General features: G+C 70.7%; 21 protein-coding genes. 7 read left to right on the forward strand and 14 right to left on the reverse strand.

Going from position 1 to position 21922, the window contains the following annotated elements:
• Positions 1–174: 174 nt before the first annotated feature.
• The 3 genes from ACSIH6_RS30425 to ACSIH6_RS30435 form a co-directional block, all read right to left on the reverse strand.
• Complete coding sequence (locus tag ACSIH6_RS30425) at positions 175–1032, reverse strand: NAD-dependent protein deacetylase (RefSeq protein ID WP_435111773.1); 858 nt, start codon at positions 1030–1032, stop codon at positions 175–177.
• A 230-nt stretch (positions 1033–1262) separates the two neighbouring features.
• Positions 1263–1793 carry a hypothetical protein gene (locus ACSIH6_RS30430; protein WP_435111774.1) on the reverse strand — a complete coding sequence of 177 codons (531 nt, stop codon included), beginning with the start codon at positions 1791–1793 and terminating at the stop codon, positions 1263–1265.
• Positions 1790–2347, reverse strand: coding sequence for an ATP-binding protein (locus tag ACSIH6_RS30435; RefSeq protein ID WP_435111775.1), 558 nt, complete (start codon positions 2345–2347; stop codon positions 1790–1792). Before ACSIH6_RS30435 ends, ACSIH6_RS30430 begins: the two co-directional genes overlap by 4 nt.
• Before the next feature lie 333 nt (positions 2348–2680).
• Between ACSIH6_RS30435 and ACSIH6_RS30440 the strand changes: the two genes are divergently transcribed.
• Together ACSIH6_RS30440 and ACSIH6_RS30445 are read left to right on the forward strand one after the other, a co-directional pair.
• Positions 2681–3529, forward strand: a complete 849-nt coding sequence (locus tag ACSIH6_RS30440; RefSeq protein WP_435111776.1) for a helix-turn-helix domain-containing protein — start codon at positions 2681–2683, stop codon at positions 3527–3529.
• On the forward strand, positions 3526–3768 hold the full coding sequence (locus tag ACSIH6_RS30445) for a DUF397 domain-containing protein (protein ID WP_435111777.1): 243 nt from the start codon (positions 3526–3528) through the stop codon (positions 3766–3768). Before ACSIH6_RS30440 ends, ACSIH6_RS30445 begins: the two co-directional genes overlap by 4 nt.
• Positions 3769–3864: 96 nt before the next feature.
• Here ACSIH6_RS30445 and ACSIH6_RS30450 read toward each other — a convergent pair whose 3' ends face one another.
• The 3 genes from ACSIH6_RS30450 to ACSIH6_RS30460 are packed head-to-tail and all read right to left on the reverse strand — an operon-like array spanning position 3865 to position 6394.
• Positions 3865–4392 (reverse strand): DUF6879 family protein, encoded by a 528-nt coding sequence (locus ACSIH6_RS30450; RefSeq protein ID WP_435111778.1) that lies wholly within the window; start codon positions 4390–4392, stop codon positions 3865–3867.
• An 11-nt stretch (positions 4393–4403) separates the two neighbouring features.
• Entirely contained in the window at positions 4404–5006 is a 603-nt protein-coding gene (gene cyaB / locus ACSIH6_RS30455) for a class IV adenylate cyclase (protein WP_435111779.1), read from the reverse strand.
• Between the two features lie 8 nt (positions 5007–5014).
• Positions 5015–6394: a hypothetical protein gene (locus ACSIH6_RS30460; protein WP_435111780.1), complete on the reverse strand. Its 1380-nt coding sequence runs from the start codon at positions 6392–6394 to the stop codon at positions 5015–5017.
• A gap of 172 nt (positions 6395–6566) precedes the next feature.
• Here ACSIH6_RS30460 and ACSIH6_RS30465 point away from each other — a divergent pair, with 172 nt between their 5' ends.
• Positions 6567–8033 (forward strand): peptide deformylase, encoded by a 1467-nt coding sequence (locus tag ACSIH6_RS30465; RefSeq protein WP_435111781.1) that lies wholly within the window; start codon positions 6567–6569, stop codon positions 8031–8033.
• A gap of 58 nt (positions 8034–8091) precedes the next feature.
• Here the strand turns inward: ACSIH6_RS30465 and ACSIH6_RS30470 are convergent, their stop codons facing one another.
• From ACSIH6_RS30470 to ACSIH6_RS30480, 3 genes are all read right to left on the reverse strand, one after another.
• Complete coding sequence (locus ACSIH6_RS30470; RefSeq protein ID WP_435111782.1) at positions 8092–8877, reverse strand: hypothetical protein; 786 nt, start codon at positions 8875–8877, stop codon at positions 8092–8094.
• Positions 8878–9156: 279 nt separating this feature from the next.
• Positions 9157–12537 (reverse strand): pyruvate carboxylase, encoded by a 3381-nt coding sequence (locus ACSIH6_RS30475; protein ID WP_435111783.1) that lies wholly within the window; start codon positions 12535–12537, stop codon positions 9157–9159.
• Positions 12538–12814: 277 nt separating this feature from the next.
• On the reverse strand, positions 12815–13258 hold the full coding sequence (locus ACSIH6_RS30480; RefSeq protein WP_435111784.1) for a nuclear transport factor 2 family protein: 444 nt from the start codon (positions 13256–13258) through the stop codon (positions 12815–12817).
• 88 nt (positions 13259–13346) lie between these two features.
• Here ACSIH6_RS30480 and ACSIH6_RS30485 point away from each other — a divergent pair, with 88 nt between their 5' ends.
• Positions 13347–13943 carry a TetR/AcrR family transcriptional regulator gene (locus tag ACSIH6_RS30485; RefSeq protein WP_435111785.1) on the forward strand — a complete coding sequence of 199 codons (597 nt, stop codon included), beginning with the start codon at positions 13347–13349 and terminating at the stop codon, positions 13941–13943.
• A gap of 145 nt (positions 13944–14088) precedes the next feature.
• Here the strand turns inward: ACSIH6_RS30485 and ACSIH6_RS30490 are convergent, their stop codons facing one another.
• The 3 genes from ACSIH6_RS30490 to ACSIH6_RS30500 all read right to left on the reverse strand — a co-directional run bounded on the left by ACSIH6_RS30490 (position 14089) and on the right by ACSIH6_RS30500 (position 15681).
• Entirely contained in the window at positions 14089–14676 is a 588-nt protein-coding gene (locus ACSIH6_RS30490; RefSeq protein WP_435111786.1) for a DUF488 domain-containing protein, read from the reverse strand.
• Between the two features lie 5 nt (positions 14677–14681).
• On the reverse strand, positions 14682–14903 hold the full coding sequence (locus tag ACSIH6_RS30495) for a hypervirulence associated TUDOR domain-containing protein (protein ID WP_435111787.1): 222 nt from the start codon (positions 14901–14903) through the stop codon (positions 14682–14684).
• 106 nt (positions 14904–15009) lie between these two features.
• The gene (locus tag ACSIH6_RS30500) at positions 15010–15681 is read right to left on the reverse strand and encodes a TetR/AcrR family transcriptional regulator (RefSeq protein WP_435111788.1); all 672 of its coding nucleotides are present in this window, start codon (positions 15679–15681) and stop codon (positions 15010–15012) included.
• Between the two features lie 126 nt (positions 15682–15807).
• On the opposite strand from ACSIH6_RS30500, the gene ACSIH6_RS30505 reads away from it, so the two are divergent.
• Both ACSIH6_RS30505 and ACSIH6_RS30510 read left to right on the forward strand, forming a co-directional pair.
• Positions 15808–16281, forward strand: coding sequence for a hemerythrin domain-containing protein (locus ACSIH6_RS30505; protein WP_435111789.1), 474 nt, complete (start codon positions 15808–15810; stop codon positions 16279–16281).
• Positions 16282–16512: 231 nt separating this feature from the next.
• Positions 16513–17085 carry a suppressor of fused domain protein gene (locus ACSIH6_RS30510; RefSeq protein WP_435111790.1) on the forward strand — a complete coding sequence of 191 codons (573 nt, stop codon included), beginning with the start codon at positions 16513–16515 and terminating at the stop codon, positions 17083–17085.
• A 41-nt stretch (positions 17086–17126) separates the two neighbouring features.
• On the opposite strand, the gene ACSIH6_RS30515 is transcribed toward ACSIH6_RS30510, so the two are convergent.
• Positions 17127–18782 (reverse strand): glycoside hydrolase family 10-like protein, encoded by a 1656-nt coding sequence (locus tag ACSIH6_RS30515; RefSeq protein ID WP_488186042.1) that lies wholly within the window; start codon positions 18780–18782, stop codon positions 17127–17129.
• A 310-nt stretch (positions 18783–19092) separates the two neighbouring features.
• Positions 19093–20136, reverse strand: coding sequence for a LacI family DNA-binding transcriptional regulator (locus ACSIH6_RS30520; RefSeq protein WP_435111791.1), 1044 nt, complete (start codon positions 20134–20136; stop codon positions 19093–19095).
• A 437-nt stretch (positions 20137–20573) separates the two neighbouring features.
• Between ACSIH6_RS30520 and manD the strand changes: the two genes are divergently transcribed.
• Complete coding sequence (gene manD / locus ACSIH6_RS30525) at positions 20574–21788, forward strand: D-mannonate dehydratase ManD (RefSeq protein ID WP_435111792.1); 1215 nt, start codon at positions 20574–20576, stop codon at positions 21786–21788.
• Positions 21789–21922 lie beyond the last annotated feature (134 nt).

Below are 21922 nucleotides of genomic sequence, written 5' to 3' on the forward strand. Positions count from 1 at the left end.
AGGGATGTCGCGGTCAGGGAGGGCGCGGCGCCCCGTGAGGGGAGCGGCGCCAACGCAACCAAGACTACTCAGGGTATTGGCTAAAGTGCTGAGAGTTTCCGGAGAGGGAAGGGTGAGATCCGCCTTGCCGCGAGGGGTCGCGGCGCGGCGGCCGGGAAAACGGAAGGCCTGGGATCAGGGGGTGCGGGCTCCGTCGGCGGCGTAGGCCTCCACCAGAGCGGTCAGCACCTGGGAGCAGCCCGCGTCGACGGTGAGCGCGGCGACGTCGTCGGCGCGGGTGGCGCCCCGGTTGAGGATCACCACCGGCTTGCCCTGCTCGACGGCGCGCTTGACGTAGCGCCGCCCCGAGAAGACGGTCAGCGACGAACCCGCCACCAGCAGCGCCCGCGCGCCGTCCACCATCGCGTAGCCCTCCAGCACGCGCGCCTTGGGCACGTTCTCGCCGAAGTAGACGATGTCGGGCTTGAGCACGCCGCCGCAGCCCTCGCAGTCGGCCACCCGGAACCCCTCGGTGGAGGCCAGGACCGCGTCGGCGTCGGGGGCGACCTCCACGTCGGGGACCCCGTCGGCGAAGTCGGGGTTGAGCGCGCTCAGGCGTTCGGCCAGGCTCTCGCGGGAGACCACGGCCGCGCAGGCCAGGCAGACGACGCGGTCGTAGCGGCCGTGCAGGTCGATCACCCGCCTGCTGCCCGCAGCCCCGTGCAGGGTGTCCACGTTCTGGGTGATGACGCCCGCCAGGGCGCCGCCCGCCTCCAGCGCGGCCAGCGCGCGGTGGCCGTCGTTGGGGCGGGTCCGGTGCACGTGGCGCCAGCCCACGTGGTTGCGGGCCCAGTAGTGGCGGCGGAACGCGGCGTCGCCGACGAACTGCTGGTAGGTCATGGGCTTGCGCGGCGGTGAGTCCGGGCCGCGGTAGTCGGGGATGCCCGAGTCCGTGGACAGGCCCGCGCCGGTCAGCGCGACCACCGGGCCCGAGCCGAGGACCTCGCGCATCCGGGCCGCCAGGAGGGCCGGGTCGTCGAGCGTGTTCCTCACGCCTTCGAGGGTACGCGGCGCCCCGGTGTGGGTGCCGCCACCCCGCCGGGTCAGGCGGCCGTTCCGCTGGTCACCGCCCCCGCGCGCTCCAGCTTCTCCACGGCCTTCGCCGATTTCGCTCCGACCGGGGGAAGGCCGTGGTCGGTGAATGGGCTGTGTCTCTGGGAGGCCGCGCCGGACTTCGGTCCGGTGCGGCCTCCCAGAGGGTTCGAGTACGGGAGGCGGGATGGCTACGGCAGGCCTGCGGTGAGGTGGTGGACGAACACCCCGGTAAGGGCGGCCAGGGTGTAGCCGAGCAGGTGCCATGCGGTGTTGCGTCCGAGGCGTCGGGGCTTGCGGTGGCCGTGCGGGCGTTGGTTGTGCGGATGTTGGTTGTGTGGTTTACGGGAACGGCGGCGCGGCAGCGGCGGGATCTTCGGGCGGGGCGGGGGAGTCCCGTCGTCAGGAGCGGACCGGGGGCGCGGAATCGCGGGTGGTCGCGGGCGTATCGGCGTCGTGGCGGGCTTGCGCGGTCGCTTCGGGCCTTCGGGGGTCGGGGTGTCGCGTTCGGCCAGTCGGGCGGCGTGGACGTGCATCCAGGGCGGGAGTTCACCGTGGGCCTGCCGGTAGGCGACGCGGGGGTTGCCTTCCATCTGGGTGAGAAGGCGCTGTTCCCGGGTGGGCGAGGTGGGTGGGGCGGAGGCGCCGGGCCGGGAGAAGCGGCGGCCCCGGGGCGAGTCCAGCACCGCGCGCACCCCCGAGGACACCGTCTCGGCGGTCATCGGTCGGCCCCGGACGTGGGCGCGGTGGCGGTGGCCGCGCTGGTGGCGGGGGTGAGGGTGAACTCGGCCCACACGACCGTGCCCAGCCCGGCGCAGAAGGGGAAATCCACCACGGCCCGGGTGCCCCACCGGGTGGCCAGGGAGTTGATGAGCAGCAGACCCCGGCCGCGTTCGGCCTCTTCCCACTCGGACGCGGTGCGCTGGTGCGGGATGTGCGGGAGGGAAGGGTTCTCGGTTCGAACGCCGTCGTCGGTGATGCCCAGGTGCAGGGTGGTGGCGGTGGGCATGGACAGGGTTCGGATGACCCGGCCGTTCTCCTGGCCGGAACGGGAATGGTCGGCGGCGTTGGCGAACAACTCGCTGGCGCACAGCACCACCGTGTCGGCCAGGTCAGGGCACAGCCCCTCCAGGCGGAACAGGTCGGCGCGCAGGTCCTCGCGGACCCATGTGGCCTGGGAGAGGTCGCCGGGGTAGACGCGTGAGGCCCAGCGCCGCCCCGCGAAAGGGGGCGTGGGCGTGTGGATCGGTGTACGGGGACGCGGCACAATGGACATGTCGGCAGACTCCTTCAGGCATGAACTGGGTTGTCGATGTGGGCTCTGGAGGCGCTGCTATCGCCCCCAGAGCCCGTTTTCGTGTCAGCCGCCTCTTGGTAAGCGGCCGTACCGGCGGTGAGCAGTGCCCCGCCGGGGACTGGGCAGACTCCGGCCTCACCTCCTGAGCCACGGAGTGTGTGAAGCCGACTACAGTAAAACCCAGCAGGCAGTAACTTACAAGCGTGTAAGTTAAAGGCGTGTAGATCACCCAGGAAGATCCGCTTTGGGCGCGAAAGCGCAGTTCAAGGCCATGGCAGAGTAAAGCCACGACGTTGATGAACGAAGGATGCGATGGCTGATCCGATCCCCACCGTGCGGCAATATCGGCTCGCACAAGACCTGCGGGAGCTCCGCGCCGCAGCAAAGATGACCCAGGAGCAGGTCGCCGCCAGCATGGACTGGCACGTCTCCAAGCTCTTTCGCTTGGAGAACGCACGTAGCCCTCGCGTGAACTGGCTGGACATCCAGGGGCTACTCGACCTGTACGGAGTGGCCAGCCCTCAGCGAGAAGCCCTCATCCAGTTGGCGAAGGACTCCAAGAAGCGCGGCTGGTGGACCACCTACCAGGACGTCTTCACCGGCTCATTCGTCGCTTTGGAAGACGAGACCCACTTCATCCGGTACTACTCCTCAGAGCTGGTTCCGGGCCTGTTTCAAACCGAGGCGTACGCACGTGCCGTGATTCAGGCGTTGCGCCCCGGTTACGACATGCAGAGCGTGGAACGCCGAGTCTCCGCTCGCATGGCCCGTAAGAAGATCCTCGAACGGGAAAAGCCCCTGCACCTGGACTTCATCCTCAACGAAGCTGTGATCAGGCGCAGCGTGGGCGGCAAAGAGGTGATGGCCGAACAGCTCGGCACTTTGCACGAGATCGCGGGAACCCAGGCAGCGACCCTGCGCTTGCTTCCCTTCCAGGCTGGTACGCACGCGGCCATGGAGGGCGCCTTCACGGTCTTCTCGTTTCCGGCAAAGCTGTACCCCGATGTGGTCTACGTCGAGGGCATGATGGGTGACCTGTATCTGGAGAGTGCCGAGAGCGTGAGCCGCTACAGGGACGCGTTCGAAAGCCTGCGTCAGTCCGCTCTGTCACCATCTGACACGATGGACTTCATCGACTCGTTGACAAGGGAGTTCCGGTGATCCAGTGGTTCAAGTCCAGTTACAGCGGAGGGGACAACAACTGCGTGGAGGTCGCACGCGCGCCCGTCCGATCGTGGCACAAGGCCAGCTACAGCACTGGTTCAGCTAACTGCGTGGAGGTCTCGGAGGGTCTGGTCACCGGAGTGCGGGACACCAAGCACCGAGATCTCGGCGCGCTCTTCTTCGGTGCCGACGAGTGGCGCGCCTTCGTCGGTACCGCTCGGGACGACCTCCGATAGAGCAACGAAGACCGCTTTTCGGCCCTGGCTGTTGTGAACCAGCAGCCAGGGCCGAACGCCTTACGAACTTCTGCCTCCTGAATCACACTGACCATGTCAGATCTGCGGCGTGAGACCTGCCTCGGACATGTACTGGTGCAGGGGGATCGCATGGCCCAAGACGGCTTCGCGGCGGCGCACGTGCTCCCGGACGGTCACAGGATCCGTGTTGACCTCCACATGCCTGAGCGCGCCGTCGTCGTCGTAGACCATGGTCCCCGTACGGTCGTCGTCGAAGAGCCAGTAGTCCTCGTCGGGTACCTCCAGCTCCTTCGCGACCGCGCGGGGCAGGATTCCGATCTCTTCTCCCGCCCTGAGGTTCGAGGGATAGGCGCAGGTCATCTCGAAAACGAGGTATTCCGATAGGGGCTCGTCCACCACGTGTACGCGACGGAACAGGGCGCCCCTGTCCCTGGCAGAGCGCACCCGTTCCGCCCAGGAGGCGACCCAGGACGGGTCCTGGGGGCGGCCCTCCCGGAAGTTCTTCAGAGGGGCACGTTCGCTCTTGGAGTCGTAGAAGTCCAGGGTCTCCATCCGGAAGACCTGGCTTCGGAAGTCGTCGAAGGTGCGGAGGAAGTCGGGCATCGCCATCACGGTCACTGCGATACTCCAGGGGTTGGTGATGTCAAGGTTCGCTTTGTCCTCAGGACCAGATCCCGGTACGGAAGGGAAGCCACCGGGCAGGGGATCAGGTCCAGGAGCCGTTCGACCTCGTTCAGCTGGTCGATGACCTCCTCGCGAGGCCGTTCCGAGACGATCTCGGTCTCGACGAACGCTCCCAGGTCCGCGATCGTGTCCACCACCACCGACAGCTCCGGCCGATTGGGATCGCGGTAGCAGACACGCGACTTCTCCACACGGACCAGTAGGACCATGCCCAGCGCCCCCAACAGACCGTGGGCGTGCATGGCCTGGGCGGCGTCCGCCAGCACGACGTTCGTTTCCTGCTTGGCGATGACACCGCCCGAGCTGTGAGTGGTGTCATCGGAAGCGGGTTTGTAGGTGACCTCGCATCCACCGTCCCGTTCACGGACCCGCAGACACTCGACCGTCTCCAGGAAGTCGACGTCGGGCCTGCTGTAGTAGGTGTCGACCTCCACCGTCGGCCCCGTGGCGGCGAATCCCAGCTCCACCAGCCGTCGCTCCAGGGGCTTTCGACTTTCCAACGCACGTTTGCGTTCGATCTCGACCAGGGTCATCGAGGATCTCATTCCCTTCCAGGGGCGAGGGCCGCGTACACGCGGGCGAGGTTGTGTTTGCTCAACGACTCTCTTACACCGGTCAGCGCATCGGCCAACATCCGGGCATCCGACACCGGGATGTTACGGAACAGCACGAGCTGTTTGGCGTCCCACAGAGGGTTGGCGAGTCGTTTGGTCAGATACCGGTTGTAGTAGTGGCGCTGCCTGACCACGATGTCCTCGGCTCCGGAGGGCAGGAGCACGGTTGGACGATCAGGATCGGCCTGGGCGGAGTGGACCGCGAACTCGCTGAGCAGTTCGTCGGTCGTCAGGTAGGCGTAGGTCTCACGCCCTTCGCGGGCGCTCCACTCGTTCCAAACCTGGGAACATTCCGTGTCGCCCTCTTCCACGGCGGCCAGGAAGGCGTTCAGGGCCACATCGGTGCACGTGTCGAAGATGTCCCCGTCAACGGTGCGGTGGTCAGCGTAGGGCTCGCTGAGTGCGTCCAACATGTCCTGGTAGGTCTTGGGCAGCCACTCAGTGCCGACGAGCGTGTAGTGCACGAGCTTGTGTCCGGTGCGTGTGTCCAGCCATTCCGCAGACAGTTGTCCCTCCAACACGGGGATGAAACCCAGGGCTCCGGAACGCCACACGTGGTCACGGAAGGTGATGTAGTGGCGCTGGACCTCGCGGAACAGACCGATGGGGGCGCTGATCACGGCGCAGGCCCCCACGCTCAGATCCGCGACGTCCACGAGACGTGAGTTTTGGCGGGCCACCGCTTGGTCGTGAATGTGGTGGTACGGGTGCCTGCCGTGGTCGAGGTAGTGCGGAGTGAACATGCGCAGGAACCGCAGCCAGGAAGGCGCGTCATAGGCGTGTGTGACCCGTTCGTGCAGACTCCTGTCGCGTACGGAGAACAGGTCCCTGTAGACGAAGTACCCGTAGGGTTCGATCACCGAGCCGAGCACGCGTATGAGCGCGTGCAGCCCGCCGTAACCGCCCCCGTAGGAGTAGACCTCGTGCACCAGCGCCGAGGCGCTGACGACGTCGGCGGGACGCGGCAGGAGCGACTCCAAGTCCCGGGCGAAGCCGTGGGCGAGTTCGCAGGTGCCGACCTCGTTGAACTCGGAGACGGCCTGTGACAGCGCGTGGGAGGTGACGCCGGGAACCTCGATCAGGGTCAGGTCCACGGAACCCGCTCGACTCCGGTTCTGCCGCAGCCGGGAGGCCAGGAAGCTCACCGCGGCTCCTCCGCCGGGGCCGATCTCGACCACGTGGGGAGGCTGCGCTCCCACCTGTTCCAACGCCCGCAGCACGAGGAACCCCTTCTCCTCACCATGGGTGTTCGCTGCGACGTCCAGATAGCCGGGAGCGGACTTGTGCCCGGTGGCGAACACGGTCAACGGAAACCTCCTCGATCGGGGAACCCCGCCGTGTTCCGGCAGGGCGGAGCCCGGTCGGGGCGGCGACGGTACTTCGAGGAGACCTCGGACTGACGGCGTGAGGCCAGAATGAGACCGGCTCAGTCATGATTCACTCAGCCGCTCACGCTCCGTGTGCGCGATAATCGGGAGCATGACCACCCCTCCCCCCGCCGATTTCCGTACCGCGCTCGCCCACTGGCGCAAACTGCGTCGCCTGACGAAGAAGGCCCTCGCCGGTGCGATGGGCTTCGACCCCTCCTACATCAGCCACGTCGAGTCCGGGCGCTACCCCGCCAGTGAGGAGTTCGCGCGTCTGGCGGAGCAGAAGCTGTCCACCGGTGGAGATCTCTGGCGGTTCTGGCAAGGGACTCCCGACGCGCAGCCCGCTTCCGTCGGAAGCAGTGAGTTGTTCGTCGACCTCGACCACGCCGAACTGCGTTACCACGAGGGGACCTACACCGCTTCCATGCGGCGCCGTGTGGTCAACGGCGGCAACGAACCGGTGACCCGTTACCTGATACGCATCAGTGTCGATCGCTACCCGGGCCGTCCTGAGCTGTCGAACGAGCTCTACCGCAACCATCCACTCACGTGGGAGCGGTTGAACCTGACCGCCTTCTGCGACGGCGACCCCATGACGTGGGTACCCAAGCACGACCGGGACTCCTTCAAGGAAGTCTGGCTGAGCTTCGAGAACGAGCACTCGATGTTCCCCCTCTACCCGGGGCAGTCCGCCCTGCTCGAATACTCCTACGTCGTCGGCTCCGACCAGTGGGGGCAGTGGTTCCAGCGCGCCATCCGACTGCCCACCCGGGCGGTGAGCGTGGAACTGCGCTTCCCGGCTTCGCTGGAACCCGGCGTCTGGGGCACGGAGACCTCGACCACGGTCGCGGCCGTACCGCTGCGGTCGGCCGTGCAGCGCAGGGAAGAGGAGGACGAGGTGTCCTTCACCTGGCACACGAACGACCCGCCGATCGGAGCCCGGTACCGGTTGGAATGGCGCTGGCGCGACAGCACCGCACAGGAAACCGACACGCGTCCCTCGCTCCGTACCGCCAGTGACCGCATGCGGGCAGCGGGGATCGTCCAAGAGGGCGAGGAGATACTCACACGGTCCGCGAGGCCTTTCTGTCTTCCCGAGGAAGCGCAACAGGCCGTGGAGGTCGTCGACCAACTGCACCGCGCTGTGCAGCGTGTACGCGACCACCACCACTTCGGTAAGGGCATGGGACTGGCAGCGCCGCAGATCGGCATCGACCGGGCGGTGGCCATCGTGCTTCCACCGGACCCCGACGCCGCTCCAGTGGTTCTGCTCAACCCGACGGTCATCAGTGAGTCCGGCGAGGCCGATTCCCAGTACGAGGGCTGTCTGAGCTTCTTCGACGTGCGGGGGCTCGTTCCACGTTCACGCCGTATCGAGGTCGAACACACCCTGGTCGACGGGGCCACCGCCATCACTGTGTTCGCGGACGCCCTGGCCCGCTTGGTGGCGCACGAGGTGGACCATCTACACGGCATGACGTACAAGGCCCGGATGGCTGAGGGGGTGGCGCCCATCCCTGTGGAGGAGTACCGGGGGACAGGCAGGTCTTGGAGCTATGACCGCAGCCCGGGGTAGACGGTCAACGGAGCTGGGGGCGGAGAGCGGGGCGGCCCCGGGGGAGCCGCCCGCAGGGTCAGGCGGCGCGCTCCAGCTTCTCCACGGCGCGGGTCAGGACCTCCTCGAACTCCTCCTCCATCAGGGCGTCCTTCTCCCTGTCCACCTGGGCCCGGTGGGCGTCCCGGCACTCCTCACTGAAGTCGTCTTCCCGGCACGCCTCCATGAGCTCCATGGACGACACGTCCGAGTAGCCGCTCGTGCGCATCCCCACGAGGACGAAGTACACCTCTCCGACCTGGCCCCACGCGGTCCTCGCCGCCATGTGCGAGCGCTCGCCGTACAGGGTCACGGAGAACATGCCGCCGCCCTCGGGGAGGGCGGGCGAGTCCCTGGAGACGAGAGCGCCCTCGATTCCGCCGTTCATGGACACGCTCATCCGGGAGCAGGTGTTCAGCAGGTGCCCGAACCCGGTGCCCTCGACCGGAGCGTCGCCGAAGTCCCCCGAGACCAGGACGTAGCCGTAGGTTGCCGCCCCCGGAGAGGAACCGGACGGGGTCGCGGTCTGGGCCGCCCCCTCGACGGCCCCCGCGGGCAACCGCCCGGTGCCCCCGTTGAGGACGGCTTCGCACTCGGCCGGTTCCACGTCGCCGAAGTCGTCGGTGTCCGTTCCGCCGAAGTCCACCCCCTCGATCTCCTCGACGTCCAGCTCGTCGACGTCGAACCCGTCGGGGTAGGCGTTCGAGGACGGCAGCAGGGCCTCCAGGCGTGAGCTGCTCCGGAGGTCGAGCTGGGGGCCGCAGCCGGTGGTCAGGACCAGGGCCGCGAGGAGGGTCAGGGCGCCGTGGCGGTGCAGGGAAGCCAAAGGGGGAACTTTCGTCGTCGTGTCAGCGGTGTACCGACACGTTCCGACGCCGCCGGAACACGTGAGGTTCCCGTTCTCCCCTGGCCGAACCCGGTCGAGCCCCCGTCCCCTTCGGCCGAGTCCCCTGCCGAAGCCCCCGGCCGCGCTCCCGCCGAAACCGCCCTCCCCTGGCCGAAGCCGGGCCCGCCGGACGGCGGAAGGGCCCGGCGGACACCCGCAGGTGCCCGCCGGGCCCGAACGCACCGGACGAACGGTCGTCCCGCCGTCCTGGTGCCGGGCTCAGCCGAGGCAGACCAGCAGGTCGCCGCCCTCCACCTTCTGCACCCGGTCGACCGCCACCCGCGTGACCGTCCCCGACACGGACGCGGTGATCGCGGCCTCCATCTTCATCGCCTCGATGGTGGCCACCGTCGCACCGGCCTCCACCGCGTCGCCCTCGGCAACCGTCAGGGTCACCGCGCCCGCGAAGGGCGCCGCGACCTGCCCGGGGTCGTTGCGGTCCGCCTTCTCGGCGGCCCGCACCTGCGAGGCCAGGGCCCGGTCGCGGATCTGGAGCGGGCGCAGCTGGTCGTTGAGCGTGGCCATCACCGTGCGCACACCGCGCTCGTCGGCCTCGCCCACCGCCTCCAGCTGGATGAGCAGCCGCACACCCGGCGACAGGTCCACCGAGTACTCCTCGCCCGCGCGCAGGCCGTAGAAGAAGTCCGCGCTGGAGAGCACGCTGGTGTCGCCGTAGGCGGCCCGGTGCTCCTCGAACTCCCGCGTCGGCCCGGGGAAGAGCAGCCGGTTGAGCGTGGCCCGCCGGTCCTCGGCCAGCCCCGCGCGGTCCTGTTCGCCCAGCTCCTGCGCGGGCCGCGCCTCGGACCGCCCCTGGAGCGCCCGCGTGCGGAAGGGCTCGGGCCACCCGCCCGGCGGGACGCCCAGCTCACCGCGCAGGAACCCCACCACCGACTCCGGGACGTCGAAGCGCCCGGGGTCGGCCTCGAAGTCGGCCGGGGAGACCCCCGCGCCGACCAGGTGCAGCGCCAAGTCGCCCACGACCTTGGAGGAGGGGGTGACCTTCACCAGGCGCCCGAGCATCCGGTCGGCGGCGCCGTACATCGCCTCGACCTCCTCGAAGTGCTCGCCCAGCCCCAGCGCGACCGCCTGCGTGCGCAGGTTGGACAGCTGCCCGCCCGGGATCTCGTGGTGGTACACCCGGCCCGTGGGGGAGGACAGCCCGGCCTCGAAGGGCGCGTAGACCCGGCGCACCGACTCCCAGTACGGCTCCAGTTCGTTGACCGCGTCCAGGCTCAGGCCCGTGGCGTGCTCGGAGTGGTCGAAGGCGGCCACGATCGCCGACAGCGACGGCTGGGAGGTGGTGCCCGCCATGGACGCCACCGCGCCGTCCACCGCGTCCGCCCCGGCGTTCACCGCCGCCAGGTAGGTGGCCAACTGCCCGCCCGGGGTGTCGTGGGTGTGCACGTGCACCGGCAGGTCGAACTCGCTGCGCAGCGCCGTGACCAGCTTCGCGGCGGCCGGAGCGCGCAGCAGACCGGCCATGTCCTTGATCGCGAGCACGTGCGCGCCCGCGTCCACGATCCGCTCGGCCAGCTTGAGGTAGTAGTCCAGCGTGTAGAGCCTCTCGCCGGGGTCGGACAGGTCCGAGGTGTAGCACAGCGCCACCTCGGCCACCGAGGTCCCGGTCGCGCGCACGGCCTCGATGGCCGGGCGCATCTGCTCGACGTCGTTGAGCGCGTCGAAGATCCGGAAGACGTCCACGCCCGTCTCGGCGGCCTCGCGCACGAACGCGTCGGTCACCTCGGTGGGGTAGGGGGTGTAGCCCACGGTGTTGCGCCCGCGCAGCAGCATCTGGAGGCAGATGTTGGGCACCGCCTCGCGCAGCGCGGCCAGCCGCTCCCAGGGGTCCTCGGCCAGGAAGCGCAGCGCCACGTCGTAGGTGGCGCCGCCCCAGCACTCCAGGGACAGCAGCTCGGGCAGTGTGTGCGCGACCGCGGGCGCCGCGGCCAGCAGGTCGCGGGTGCGCACCCGGGTGGCCAGCAGGGACTGGTGGGCGTCGCGGAAGGTGGTGTCGGTGACGCCCAGGTTCGGTGACTCGCGCAGCCACCGCGCGAACCCCTCCGGGCCCAGTTCCGCCAGACGCTGGCGCGAACCCGGGGGCGGCGACCCGGCGGCCTCGGGCAGCGGCGGCAGCTTGGTGGCGGGGTCCACCAGTTGGGGGCGCTCCCCGTGCGGCTTGTTCACCGTGACGTCGGCCAGGTAGGTGAGCAGGCGCGTGCCGCGGTCGGCGGAGGGCCGCGCGGTCAGCAGGTGCGGGCGCTCCTCGATGAAGGAGGTGGTGATCCGCCCGGCCTGGAAGTCGGGGTCGTCCAGCACCGCCTGGAGGAAGGGGATGTTGGTGGCGATGCTGCGGATGCGGAACTCGGCCACGGCCCGGCGCGCCCGGCTGACCGCGGTGGCCAGGTCGCGGCCCCGGCAGGTGAGCTTGACCAGCAGCGAGTCGAAGTGCGGACTGATCTCGGTGCCCGCCGCGGAGGTGCCGCCGTCCAGGCGGATGCCCGAGCCGCCGGGGGAGCGGTAGGCGCTGATGGTCCCGGTGTCGGGGCGGAAGCCGTTGGCGGGGTCCTCGGTGGTGATGCGGCACTGGAGCGCGGCGCCGCGCACGTAGACGCCCTCCTGGGAGATGCCCAGGTCGGACAGGGTCTCGCCGGAGGCGATCCGCAGCTGGGACTGCACCAGGTCCACGTCGGTGATCTCCTCGGTCACCGTGTGCTCGACCTGGATGCGCGGGTTCATCTCGATGAAGACGTGGCTGCCGTCCGCGCCGACCAGGAACTCGACCGTGCCCGCGTTGCGGTAGCCGATCCGGCGGGCGAAGCGCACCGCGTCCGCGCAGATGCGGTCGCGCAGGTCCGGGTCGAGGTTGGGCGCGGGGGCCAGCTCGATGACCTTCTGGTGGCGCCGCTGGAGGGAGCAGTCGCGCTCGTAGAGGTGCACGACGCCGCCCTCGCCGTCGGCGAGGATCTGCACCTCGATGTGGCGGGGGTCGACCACGGCGCGTTCCAGGAACACGGTGGCGTCGCCGAACGCGGCGGAGGCCTCGCGCATGGCGGCCTCCACCGACTCGCGCAGCCGCTCGGGCTCCTGGACGCGGCGCATGCCCCGCCCGCCCCCTCCGGCCACGGCCTTGACGAAGAGCGGGAAGCCGATCCGCTCCGCGGCGGCCACCAGGGCCTCCACGTCGTCGGAGGGCTCGCTGGACTCCAGGACGGGCACGCCCGCCTCCCTGGCGGCGGCCACGGCGCTGGCCTTGTTACCGGTCAGTTCCAGCACGTCGGCGGGCGGGCCCACGAAGGTGATCCCGGCGCGCTCGCACGCGCGGGCCAGTTCGGGGTTCTCCGACAGGAAGCCGTAGCCGGGGTAGACGGCGTCGGCCCCGGCCCGGCGGGCGGCGCCCACGATCTCGTCCACGGACAGGTAGGCGCGCACCGGGTGGCCGGGTTCGCCGATCTGGTAGGCCTCGTCGGCCTTGAGCCGGTGCAGGGAGCCGCGGTCCTCGTGGGGGAAGACGGCGACGGTGCGGGCGCCCAACTCGTAACCGGCGCGCAGCGCGCGGATGGCGATCTCGCCCCGGTTGGCCACGAGCACTTTACGGAACATGGCGCACTCCTCCTGGTCGGTCAGGCGTGGTGCCGGGGCGGAAGGACCGGCAGCGTCGCCGGGGCCCGCGGCCGGATGGAACACCCGTACGTTAACCAGAAGAGGGTTCGGTAGAACCCACCGGGGCCGTCCTTCGCGCTGAGTACGGCTCCCGGCGGGCGTTCGCGGGCCGCCCGCGTGTCGCGCGGGGCGGATTCCCGTCCACGACCGGTGCGCGACCTCCGGTGCGGTCCCGCACGCGTTCCGGGCGGGCGTTCGCGGGCCGCCCCGGCGCCGTTCAGCCCACGGGAAGCCCGAAGGTCGTGCAGAACGTGACCGGGTTGGCGTACTCGTCGATGTGGGCGACCAAGCCCTCCCGCCAGTCCACGCGCAGCACGTACACGTTGCGGTAGGGGCGGCCGTCCGCGGTGGTGAAGTCGCCGTCGGCCTGGACGAAGGCGGTGGTGCCGTCGTCGGTCACGCTCACGTCCACCTCGCGGAACCTGACGTGTGCGAAGTTCTCCGTCACCTGCCTCAGGTACCCCAGCACCTCCTCGGCGCCCTCCAGGCGGGCCTCGGGTTCCTGGGCTCCGGAGAAGGAGAAGGGCTGGACCAGGACGGCCTCGGGGTGGACCAGGGCGGTGAGGGCGGCCAGGTCCCCGGCCTCCAGGGCCGACAGGAGTGTGCGCGTGCCGTCCCGGGTGGCGTCCTGGGCGGTGGTGCGGTCGGATGCGGCGGTCATCGGAGTCCTCTCTCCCGTTCTTGAGACTCGGTCTCAAGGGATATTTTGTATCGTACGAGATGGGGTCCAGGATGTCTAGGATGGCGGGATGGAACGACCGCTCCCGCCGCAGGACTCCCTGCGCGAACGCAAGCAGCGCCGAGCACGCCAGGCGATCATCGAGGCCGCCCACGCGCTCTTCGAGGAGCGGGGGTTCGACCGGGTCACCGTGACCGACATCGCCGAGCGCGCGGAGGTCGGCAGGGCCACGTTCTTCCGGTACTTCGGGGACAAACGCGAGGTGGTCTTCAGCGCCGATCCCCGCGGCGAGGCGGAGCTGCTGGAGGCGGCGGAACGGATCCCCGCGGACGCGCCGATCGGGGACTCGCTGCCCGCCGCGCTGGCCTACCTGCGCCGGGCGGTGTCCCTGCTGGTCGAGGGGCTGGTCCAGGACCCCGACGCCTACCTCGCACACGAGCGCCTGGTCGCGCGCAACCCCGAGCTACTGGACCGCAGCGTGGCCAAGCAGCGCCGCTACGTCGATCTGATGGTCGGGCTGCTCGGTGAGCGGGGAGCCGACCGGGGGACGTCGGTGCTGGCGGCCGAGATCGGACTCGCCTGCTTCTACGCGGGCCGCGCGGAGACGGGAGACGATCCCCGACGCCTGCCCGGCTGCGTGGACGCGGCCTTCGCGCGCCTGCTCTGAGCCGACCGCCGGTGCGGCCGGTCCGCGTGCGCCGGGGCCTCGCACCGGGGCGGAGCCGCGTGCCTGAGCAGGTCGGTCCGCGTGCGCGTGCGCCGGTGACGCCCCGGCCCGGTGGACCCGACCCGTCCGGGGGTTCGAGCACGCGTCACACCCGGGGAGAGGCGTCCGTCCGGGTGGCCCCGTCGCCGTTCGCGTCCGCCGATCGCGCCGGATAGGTGACGGTGCGGTCGGCGTGCACGACGGCCCCCGGTGTGAGCCGGGCGGCGTCGGCGCGGTGGCCGGCCATGACGTGGAGGACCTCGTGGCCGTGGGCGAGCAGGTGGTCGGCGATGATGCGCCGGTGGCACCGCCACCACACCGCCTCCGAACACATCACGGCGGCGCGGTGCCCCGCGCCCGCCTCACGCAACCGGGCGAGCCCCGATCCGAACCCGGCTGAAAGCGCGTAGTCGGCGTAGTTGTGGAAGCTGCGGTTCCGCCAGAACCCGTTGACCTCCGGGGAGACGTCCTTGGCGACTGGGCGCCGTCCGCCGAGTTCCGCGACGCGCAGGTAACGTACGCCGACTTTGCGTAGGGCCCCGGAAAGGGTGTCCTCGTCGAACTGCGGGTTGCGGCGCGAACCCGGGAGCTTGCGCACGTCGACCACCACGTGCACGTCGTTCTCGTGCAAGAGTGCGGCGAACTCCTCGAACGTGCGGTCGGAGTGGCCGACGGTGAGGAACGGCGGCGCCATCGCGGCTAGCTGTCGCCGGAGATCCGGGTCAGGGCCCCGTCCTTGTGCGCCGCGACGTGGTCGGTCCTGTCGCTCTTGATCTCGTACTGCGGCTCCTCCTCGGAGGCGCGGCGCGTACGGCCCCTGAAGGAGAAGTCGCTGGTGTGGACCCTGGTGATCGTGCCGGACACCCGTCCGGCCTCGGAGTTCCAGCTCACATGGTCACCGACGTCGAAACGGCGTGCCATCGCGTACACCCTCCTCCGGTCGTGGCGGAACGGCGCCTGGTGGGACGGATCCTCGCCTACCCCGGACGGCCTCGGGTATGCGGGCGGGGCTCTCGGCGCCAGTGGTTCAGCCGTGCCGCGTGAGCGTGTCCGGTGACAGCGTCAGCGCGCTGGGCAGGGCGTCGAAGGCCGCGGTGACCTCGGCGATGAGCGTCCCGGCGTCGCCGGTGCGCTCGCTGTGGCGGTAGGCGCGGATCCAGTTCTTGCTGCCGTACCTGATCGCGGCCGTGGCCATCTCCGCGATCAGCCGCAGCCGAACGTCCTCGCGGCTGTCGACGCCCAGCTTGGCCTCCAGCAGTTCGACCAGCCGCACCTGGAGGTCCTGGGTGGTGCCCGCGTGGTACACACGCAGGGCCGGGGTGCGCGCGGCCAGCCCCCGGGTGCCCAGGTAGCGGTCGGTCCAGTCCTCGGACAGGCTTCGGACCGCGTCCACGTAGCAGTCGCGCAGGTGGGGCAGAACGGGGCCGGTGACGCTCAGGCGCTCCACCTCGGCGGCGTAGGCCTGCCACAGCTCGCCCTCGGCGGCCATGGCCACCTCCTCCTTGGAGGAGTAGTAGCGGAAGAAGGTGCGCACCGACACCTCGGCCGTGGCCACCAGGTCGTCCAGCGTGGTCTCGTCGAAGCCCTGTTCCAGGAACATCCGCAGGGCGGTGTCGGCGAGCACGCGCCGCGTGCGCAGCTTCTTGCGCTCGCGCAGGGGGAGCGCGGACTCCTCGTTCCGGAAGGGTTCGGCGGTCATCGGGCCAGGATACGGCGGGCCCGTCGGGGTCGGGAAAAACCCGTTGCCTAAATATGCCAGTCACTGGCAGTATGCCATCACTGGCATTTTTTCGGATACCTCCGCCCCTCCACCGAGAGAGAGCACATGAGCGACCAGACCGCCGCCCCCGTCCCCGAGGGACAGCGCATCGAGGCGTTGGGCGACCAGCTCGTCAAGATCCACGACATGCTGCGGGGCGAACTCGCCTCGCTGCGCCGCGACCTCGCCGAGGGAGGCGGCCCCTCGGGCGTCCCGGCGCCCCTGGACCAGCAGCTGCGCAAGAAGTGCCTGTCCTTCTGCGACTTCCTGCACGGCCACCACACCGCCGAGGACGAGGGCGTGCTGCCCGGACTGGCGAAGAGTCATCCCGGGCTCGCGCCCGTCCTGGAGCGCCTGACCCGGGAACACGTGGTCGTCAGCCGGTCGCTGGACCGCATCCGCGCGCTCCTGGACGGCGACGACGCGGTCGGGGTCCGCGACGAGGTCGAGCGCCTGGCCACCGAGGTGGAGGCGCACCTGGACTACGAGGAGCGCCAGATCGTGGAGGCCCTGAACTCCTACGGCCCCGTCACGATCTGAGATCGCCCCGTCGCGCGCCGCGGGGTGGGCCGCGTCCCCGCCGGCCCGTCTACGCGGCGCTGCCGGGGCGCCCCGAACGGCACGCGCACCGGAACGCGGACGGGACGGACTCCTCCATCCCGGACGGCGTCGGGAAGCCGTAGTCTGGCCGTTTCAGATGTCCGTATACCGGGCGCTTCGGGGAGAGCGACACCCCCTGGCGGCCGAAGGCACAGCGAGGGGTCGGGTTCGTTGACGACCGGGGAGGACGCGCGGATCCGCGCGCTCGAACGCCACGTCCGGGAGTTCTGGCAGGGGCACGCCGTGGAGCCCGCCACCTGGGAGCACGCCCCGCTCCTGGACCGGGTCCCGGGCTTCGCCACCTACCGGGTGGCGCCCAGGAGCGAGGGCGAGGGCTGGGTCCACGTCACGGTGGGCTCGTCCGTCCACGAGGCGCGGGGCGGCACCGAGTTCTTCCTCATGTCGCCCACCGGGACGCGGGCCCACGCCGAGACCCTGGCCATGGTCAGCCACCTGCACTCCTTCGAGGAGTACCGGCTCGGCGTGGGCTCGGTGATCGACGTGGGCGGCCCGTGGACGGAGGGCTCGCGCATGGACCACCTCCTGGTGAGCCTGCCCTACCCCTACGGCCCCGCGCTGGAGTGGGCGCCCGCCGAGGCCGGGGGAGCGAGGTTCCTGTGGCTGCTCCCGGTCCACCGGAGCGAGGCCGCCTTCGTCGCGGCCGAGTCGCTCGACGCCTTCGAGGAGGTCCTGGAGGCGGAGGGCGTCAACGTACTGGACGCTGACCGGGCTCCCCTGGTGTGAGCTGACCCCGTCTGGTGTGAGCCGCCCTCCGCGCGCCGGGGTCAGCCGCGCGGGTCGGCGATCTCACCGACCGGGCCCTCCACGCGGTAGTCGTCCAGCGCGGTGACCACGTACGCGGAACCGGACTCCTCGCCGCCGTCCTCGGCCTTCGCGGCGTCCTCGGCGGTGTGGCCGGAGTCCTCCAGCGAGGTCCCGCCGGTCACGCCCACGAGGTTGTCGGAGGAGAGCGCGTCGCAGTACTCCTCCGGGTCGCCCGAGTCCGCCCGCGCGGCCTCCTGCTGGTCCAGGCGGTAGACGGCGTAGAAGCGCGCGTCCTCCACCCGCTCCCACTCCACCGCGGTGTGCTCGTCGGTGACCTCGGCGCTCACGTCCTCCACGGCGCCCGCCAGGGACTCGCCCCCGCGGTCCCCTCCCGCCAGGGGCGGCAGGGCGGGGTCGCCGTAGTGCTCGTCGGCCAGGTGCGCGTAGGCGTCCTCGGCCACACCCGTGAGGGATTTGAAGGAGAAGTAGACGTCGCCGTCGACCTCGGGGTAGTCGGAGGAGTAGTCCAGCTGGGTGCTCAGCGCGTCCTCGTCGGTCCAGTGGCGGTCACCGGCCCGGTACGCGCCCTGGCCGACGTACAGGTCCACGCCGGTGCCCTCGACCTGCTCGGCCCACCACGGCACCAGCTCCTCGTAGTCGGCGGCGTCGAAGCCCCGCTCCCAGTACAGCTGCGGGACGACGTAGTCGACCATCCCCTCCTGGATCCAGGCGCGGGTGTCGGCGTGCTGGGCCTCGTAGGACTCCAGGCCCGAGGTGTCGGACCCGGCGGGGTCGTTCTCGGCGTTGCGCCAGATGCCGAACGGGGAGATCCCGAAGCGCACCCAGGGCTTGGCCTCCTCGATGCGCTCGTGCACGCCGCTGACGAACTCGTTGACGTTGTCGCGCCGCCAGTCCTCGCGGTCGTCGAAGCCCTCGCCGTGCTCCTCCCACGTCTGGTCGTCGTCGAACTCCTCGCCGTCCTTGGGGTAGGGGTAGAAGAAGTCGTCGAAGTGCACGCCGTCGATGTCGTAGCGCTCCACCACGTCCATGATCACGCGGGTCACCCACTCCTGGACCTCGGGCCTGCCGGGGTCGAGGAAGCCCTCGCCGCCGTAGCGCACCAGCCAGTCGGGGTGCTCCCTGACCGGGTGGTCCTCGGACAGCTCCTCGATGTCGGAGTCCATGCCGACCCGGTAGGGGTTGAACCAGGCGTGCAGCTCCAGGCCGCGCTCGTGCGCCTCGGCCACCGCGTACTCCAGCGGGTCGTAGCCGGGGTCGCCGCCCTGCTCTCCGGTGAGGTACTTCGACCACGGCTCCAGGTCCGACTCGTAGACGGCGTCGGCGGTGGGGCGCACGTGCAGGAACACGGTGTTCAGGCCGAGCTCCACCGCCTCGTCCAGGCGCTGGTCCATCTCCGCCTTCTGGTCCTCGGCGGACAGGCCCGGCTCGGAGGGCCAGTCGATGTTGCCGACGGTGGTCAGCCACGCCCCGCGCATCTGCCGCTTGTCCTGGGCGGCCTCGCATCCGGCCGCACCGGGACCGGGGAAGGTGCCGGAGGGGGAGTGGGCGGCGCCGACGAGGGCGTATCCGGAGATCATGAGCCCCGACGCGGCGGCCGCGGCCACCCACCGGGAGCGCCAGCGCGGTGTGAGGCCGGCTTGTCGTCCAGGGGTCAAGGAAACTCCTCTGAGCTGCGTTGACATCCGTTTGACGTCACGTCGGGCATCAGAGTAGGCGAAGAAGTAACGTTTTGGACAACATGGACGGTTTTGGTGGTTTGAATCTCATCTGCCTGGGAAAAGCAACCTCCCGCCGTCGAAGGCGGCACGCGGAGCGGTTCGCCCCCGGGGCCGCCCGCGAGGAAGGCCCTCCCGCCGTGGACCGGAGCCGCCCGGCTCCCCGGCACACGCCCCAGGCGGATGCGAGCGCTCCCGCCAGGCGCGGTCGAGGCAGTCCGGGGCAGGTGGGGGTCGGCTCCGTCCGCGCTCAGGTTCCGGGCGGTGCCGTGGACTCGCGCACCACGAGCCCGGGAGGGGCGATCGCGGGCACGTCGTCCGGTGCCCCGTCCAGCGCGGCGACGAGCGTCAGCGCGGCGGCCCGCCCGAGCCCCACCAGGTCGTGGCCGACCGTGGTCAGCCGCGGCTGCACGAGCGCGCCCAGGGGCAGGCCGTCGTGGCCGATGACGGACAGGTCCCGGGGCACCTCCAGCCCCCGCCTGCGCGCGGCGCTGATCCCGGCGATCGCCATCATGTCGTTGGCGAACAGGATCGCGGTGGGCCGCTCGGCCGCCGACAGCGCCTCGTCGGTGGCCGCGGCCGCCCCCTCGGTGGTGAAGTCGGGGACCGCCAGCACGACGGCGGACAGTCCGTGCCGCCGCACCTGCTCCTCCACGATCCGGCGGCGGAAGCCGGTGTGCACGCGGTCCTCGGGACCGCAGACGTAGGCCACGCGCCGATGCCCCAGCGAGGCCAGGTGCCGGACCGCCTCGACCAGCCCCCGTTCCTGGTCGGGGGCCAGCACCGCGGGAACCGGGTCGTCGCGCCAGGGCATGCCGATCAGCACCGAGGGGAGCCCGAGCCGCCGCAGCAGGTCGAACCGGGGGTCGTTGACCAGGCTCTCGGTGAGGATGACGCCGTCGACCCGGCGCTCCTCGGCCAGACGCCGGTAGGCGCGCCGTTCGGCGTCCTCCTCCTCACCCACGATGTGCAGCAGCAGGCCGTAGTCCAGGGGAGCGAGCTCGCGCTCGATGCCAGAGATCAGCACGCCGAAGTGCGGGTCGTAGGACAGGAGGTCGGGGGAACGGCGCGAGACCATGCCGATGGCCCGGGTGCGCGCTCCGCGCAGTGCCACGGCCGCGGCCGAGGGCGACCACTGGAGCTTGTGCACCGCGTCGAGGACCCGCTGGCGGGTGGGTTCGGCGATGCGGCCCTTGTTGTTGACCACCTTCGACACGGCCGAGACCGACACCCCCGCCAGCGCGGCGACGTCGGAGATCGTGGGGCGGCCGGTGGATCCGCGGACGGTCGTCATGGCGCCTCCCGGCCGGACGGGGCGCCGGGGGCTTGCTCGCGCACCAGTGCCGCTCCCTTCGCTGTCGCGGGTTCCCCCGCGCTCGCGCCGCCGTTCCCGGGTGTTGCGGGCCGGGCGGGGCCGGGGCGCGGACAGGGTACCCGTGGGTGTGTGGAGGGCTCCTCGGTCCGTGTCCGGGACGCCCTCAGGAAAACGATGGATCTCGTGTGTCGGCGGACCATACCGCAGAAGAAGCGGTTTTTCCAGGTCTCGACACCCGGCTGGGAAAACGATATACCTACGACGTCAGGCACAGCGCGGGGAGTTGCCGGAAGCGCGGCGCGACTCCGCCGGGCTCACCACTGCCCCGGTCCGCGGGGGCGCGCCACCGTCCGGCCGCCTCCGCGGCCCGGTTCCGCCGGGCGTCGCGGTACACACCCACCCACGAGGAAGCACCCATGAGGATCACCTCCGCCGACGTCATCGTGACGTGTCCGGGACGCAACTACGTCACCCTCAAGATCACCACCGAGGACGGAACCACCGGCCTCGGCGACGCCACCCTGAACGGCCGCGAACTCTCCGTCGCCTCCTACCTGCGCGACCACGTCTGCCCCCTGCTCGTCGGCCGCGACTCCGGCCGGATCAACGACATCTGGCAGTACCTGTACCGCGGCGCCTACTGGCGGCGCGGCCCCGTCACCATGACCGCGATCGCCGCCGTGGACTGCGCCCTGTGGGACATCCTCGGCAAACAGGTCGGCAAGCCCGTCCACCAGCTGCTCGGCGGTGCCGCCCGCGACGGCGTCATGGTCTACGGCCACGCCAGCGGCCAGTCGGTGGACGCCCTCCTGGACTCGGTCGGCGGTTTCCTGGACCAGGGGTACCGGGCGGTGCGCGTGCAGGCCGCCGTCCCGGGCCTGGAGAGCACCTACGGGCTGCACCACCCCGGCACCGGTCACACCTACGAGCCCGCCGACGCGGCCATGCCCACCGACAACGCCTGGCACACCCCCGCCTACCTGGACTTCGCGCCCCGGATGATGGAGGCGGTCCGGGAGAGGTTCGGCTACGGCTTCCACCTGCTGCACGACGTGCACCACCGGCTCTCCCCGCTGGAGGCCGCCCAGCTGGGCAGGGCGCTGGAGCCCTACCGCATGTTCTGGATCGAGGACCCCACCCCGGCCGAGGACCAGGAGGCGTTCCGCACGATCCGCCAGCACACCACGACCCCGCTGGCGGTGGGGGAGGTCTTCAACACGATCTGGGACTGCCAGCACCTGATCACCGAACGGCTCATCGACTACATCCGCATGTCGGTCTCGCACAGCGGGGGCATCACGCACCTGCGCCGGATCTTCGACCTGGCCGACCTGTACGGGGTGCGCACCGGCTCGCACGGCGCGGGGGACCTGTCGCCGGTGTCGTTCGCCGCGGCCCTGCACCTGGACCTGACCGTGCCCAACTTCGGCATCCAGGAGTACATGGGGCATCTGGAGCCCGCGAGCGAGGTGTTCCGGACCTCCTACACCTTCGCGGACGGTTACATGCACCCGGGCGACGCGCCGGGTCTGGGGGTGGAGATCGACGAGGAGGCCGCGGCCCGCTATCCCTACGAGGCCCGGTACCTGCCGGTCAACCGCAGGCTCGACGGCTCCATGCACGACTGGTGAGGCGCGGCGGCGCCGGGCGCGCGGGTGCCCCCGCGCGTGCCCGGCGACCGTGTGCCACCCGGTCGCGGCGGTGCGCCTGGTGGGCGCGGTCCGGCCGGGAGCGCGTTCCGCCGGAGGGCGCGGTCCGGCGCAGG

The sequence above is a fragment of the Nocardiopsis synnemataformans genome, from assembly GCF_965343085.1.
GTDB lineage: Bacteria > Actinomycetota > Actinomycetes > Streptosporangiales > Streptosporangiaceae > Nocardiopsis > Nocardiopsis alborubida.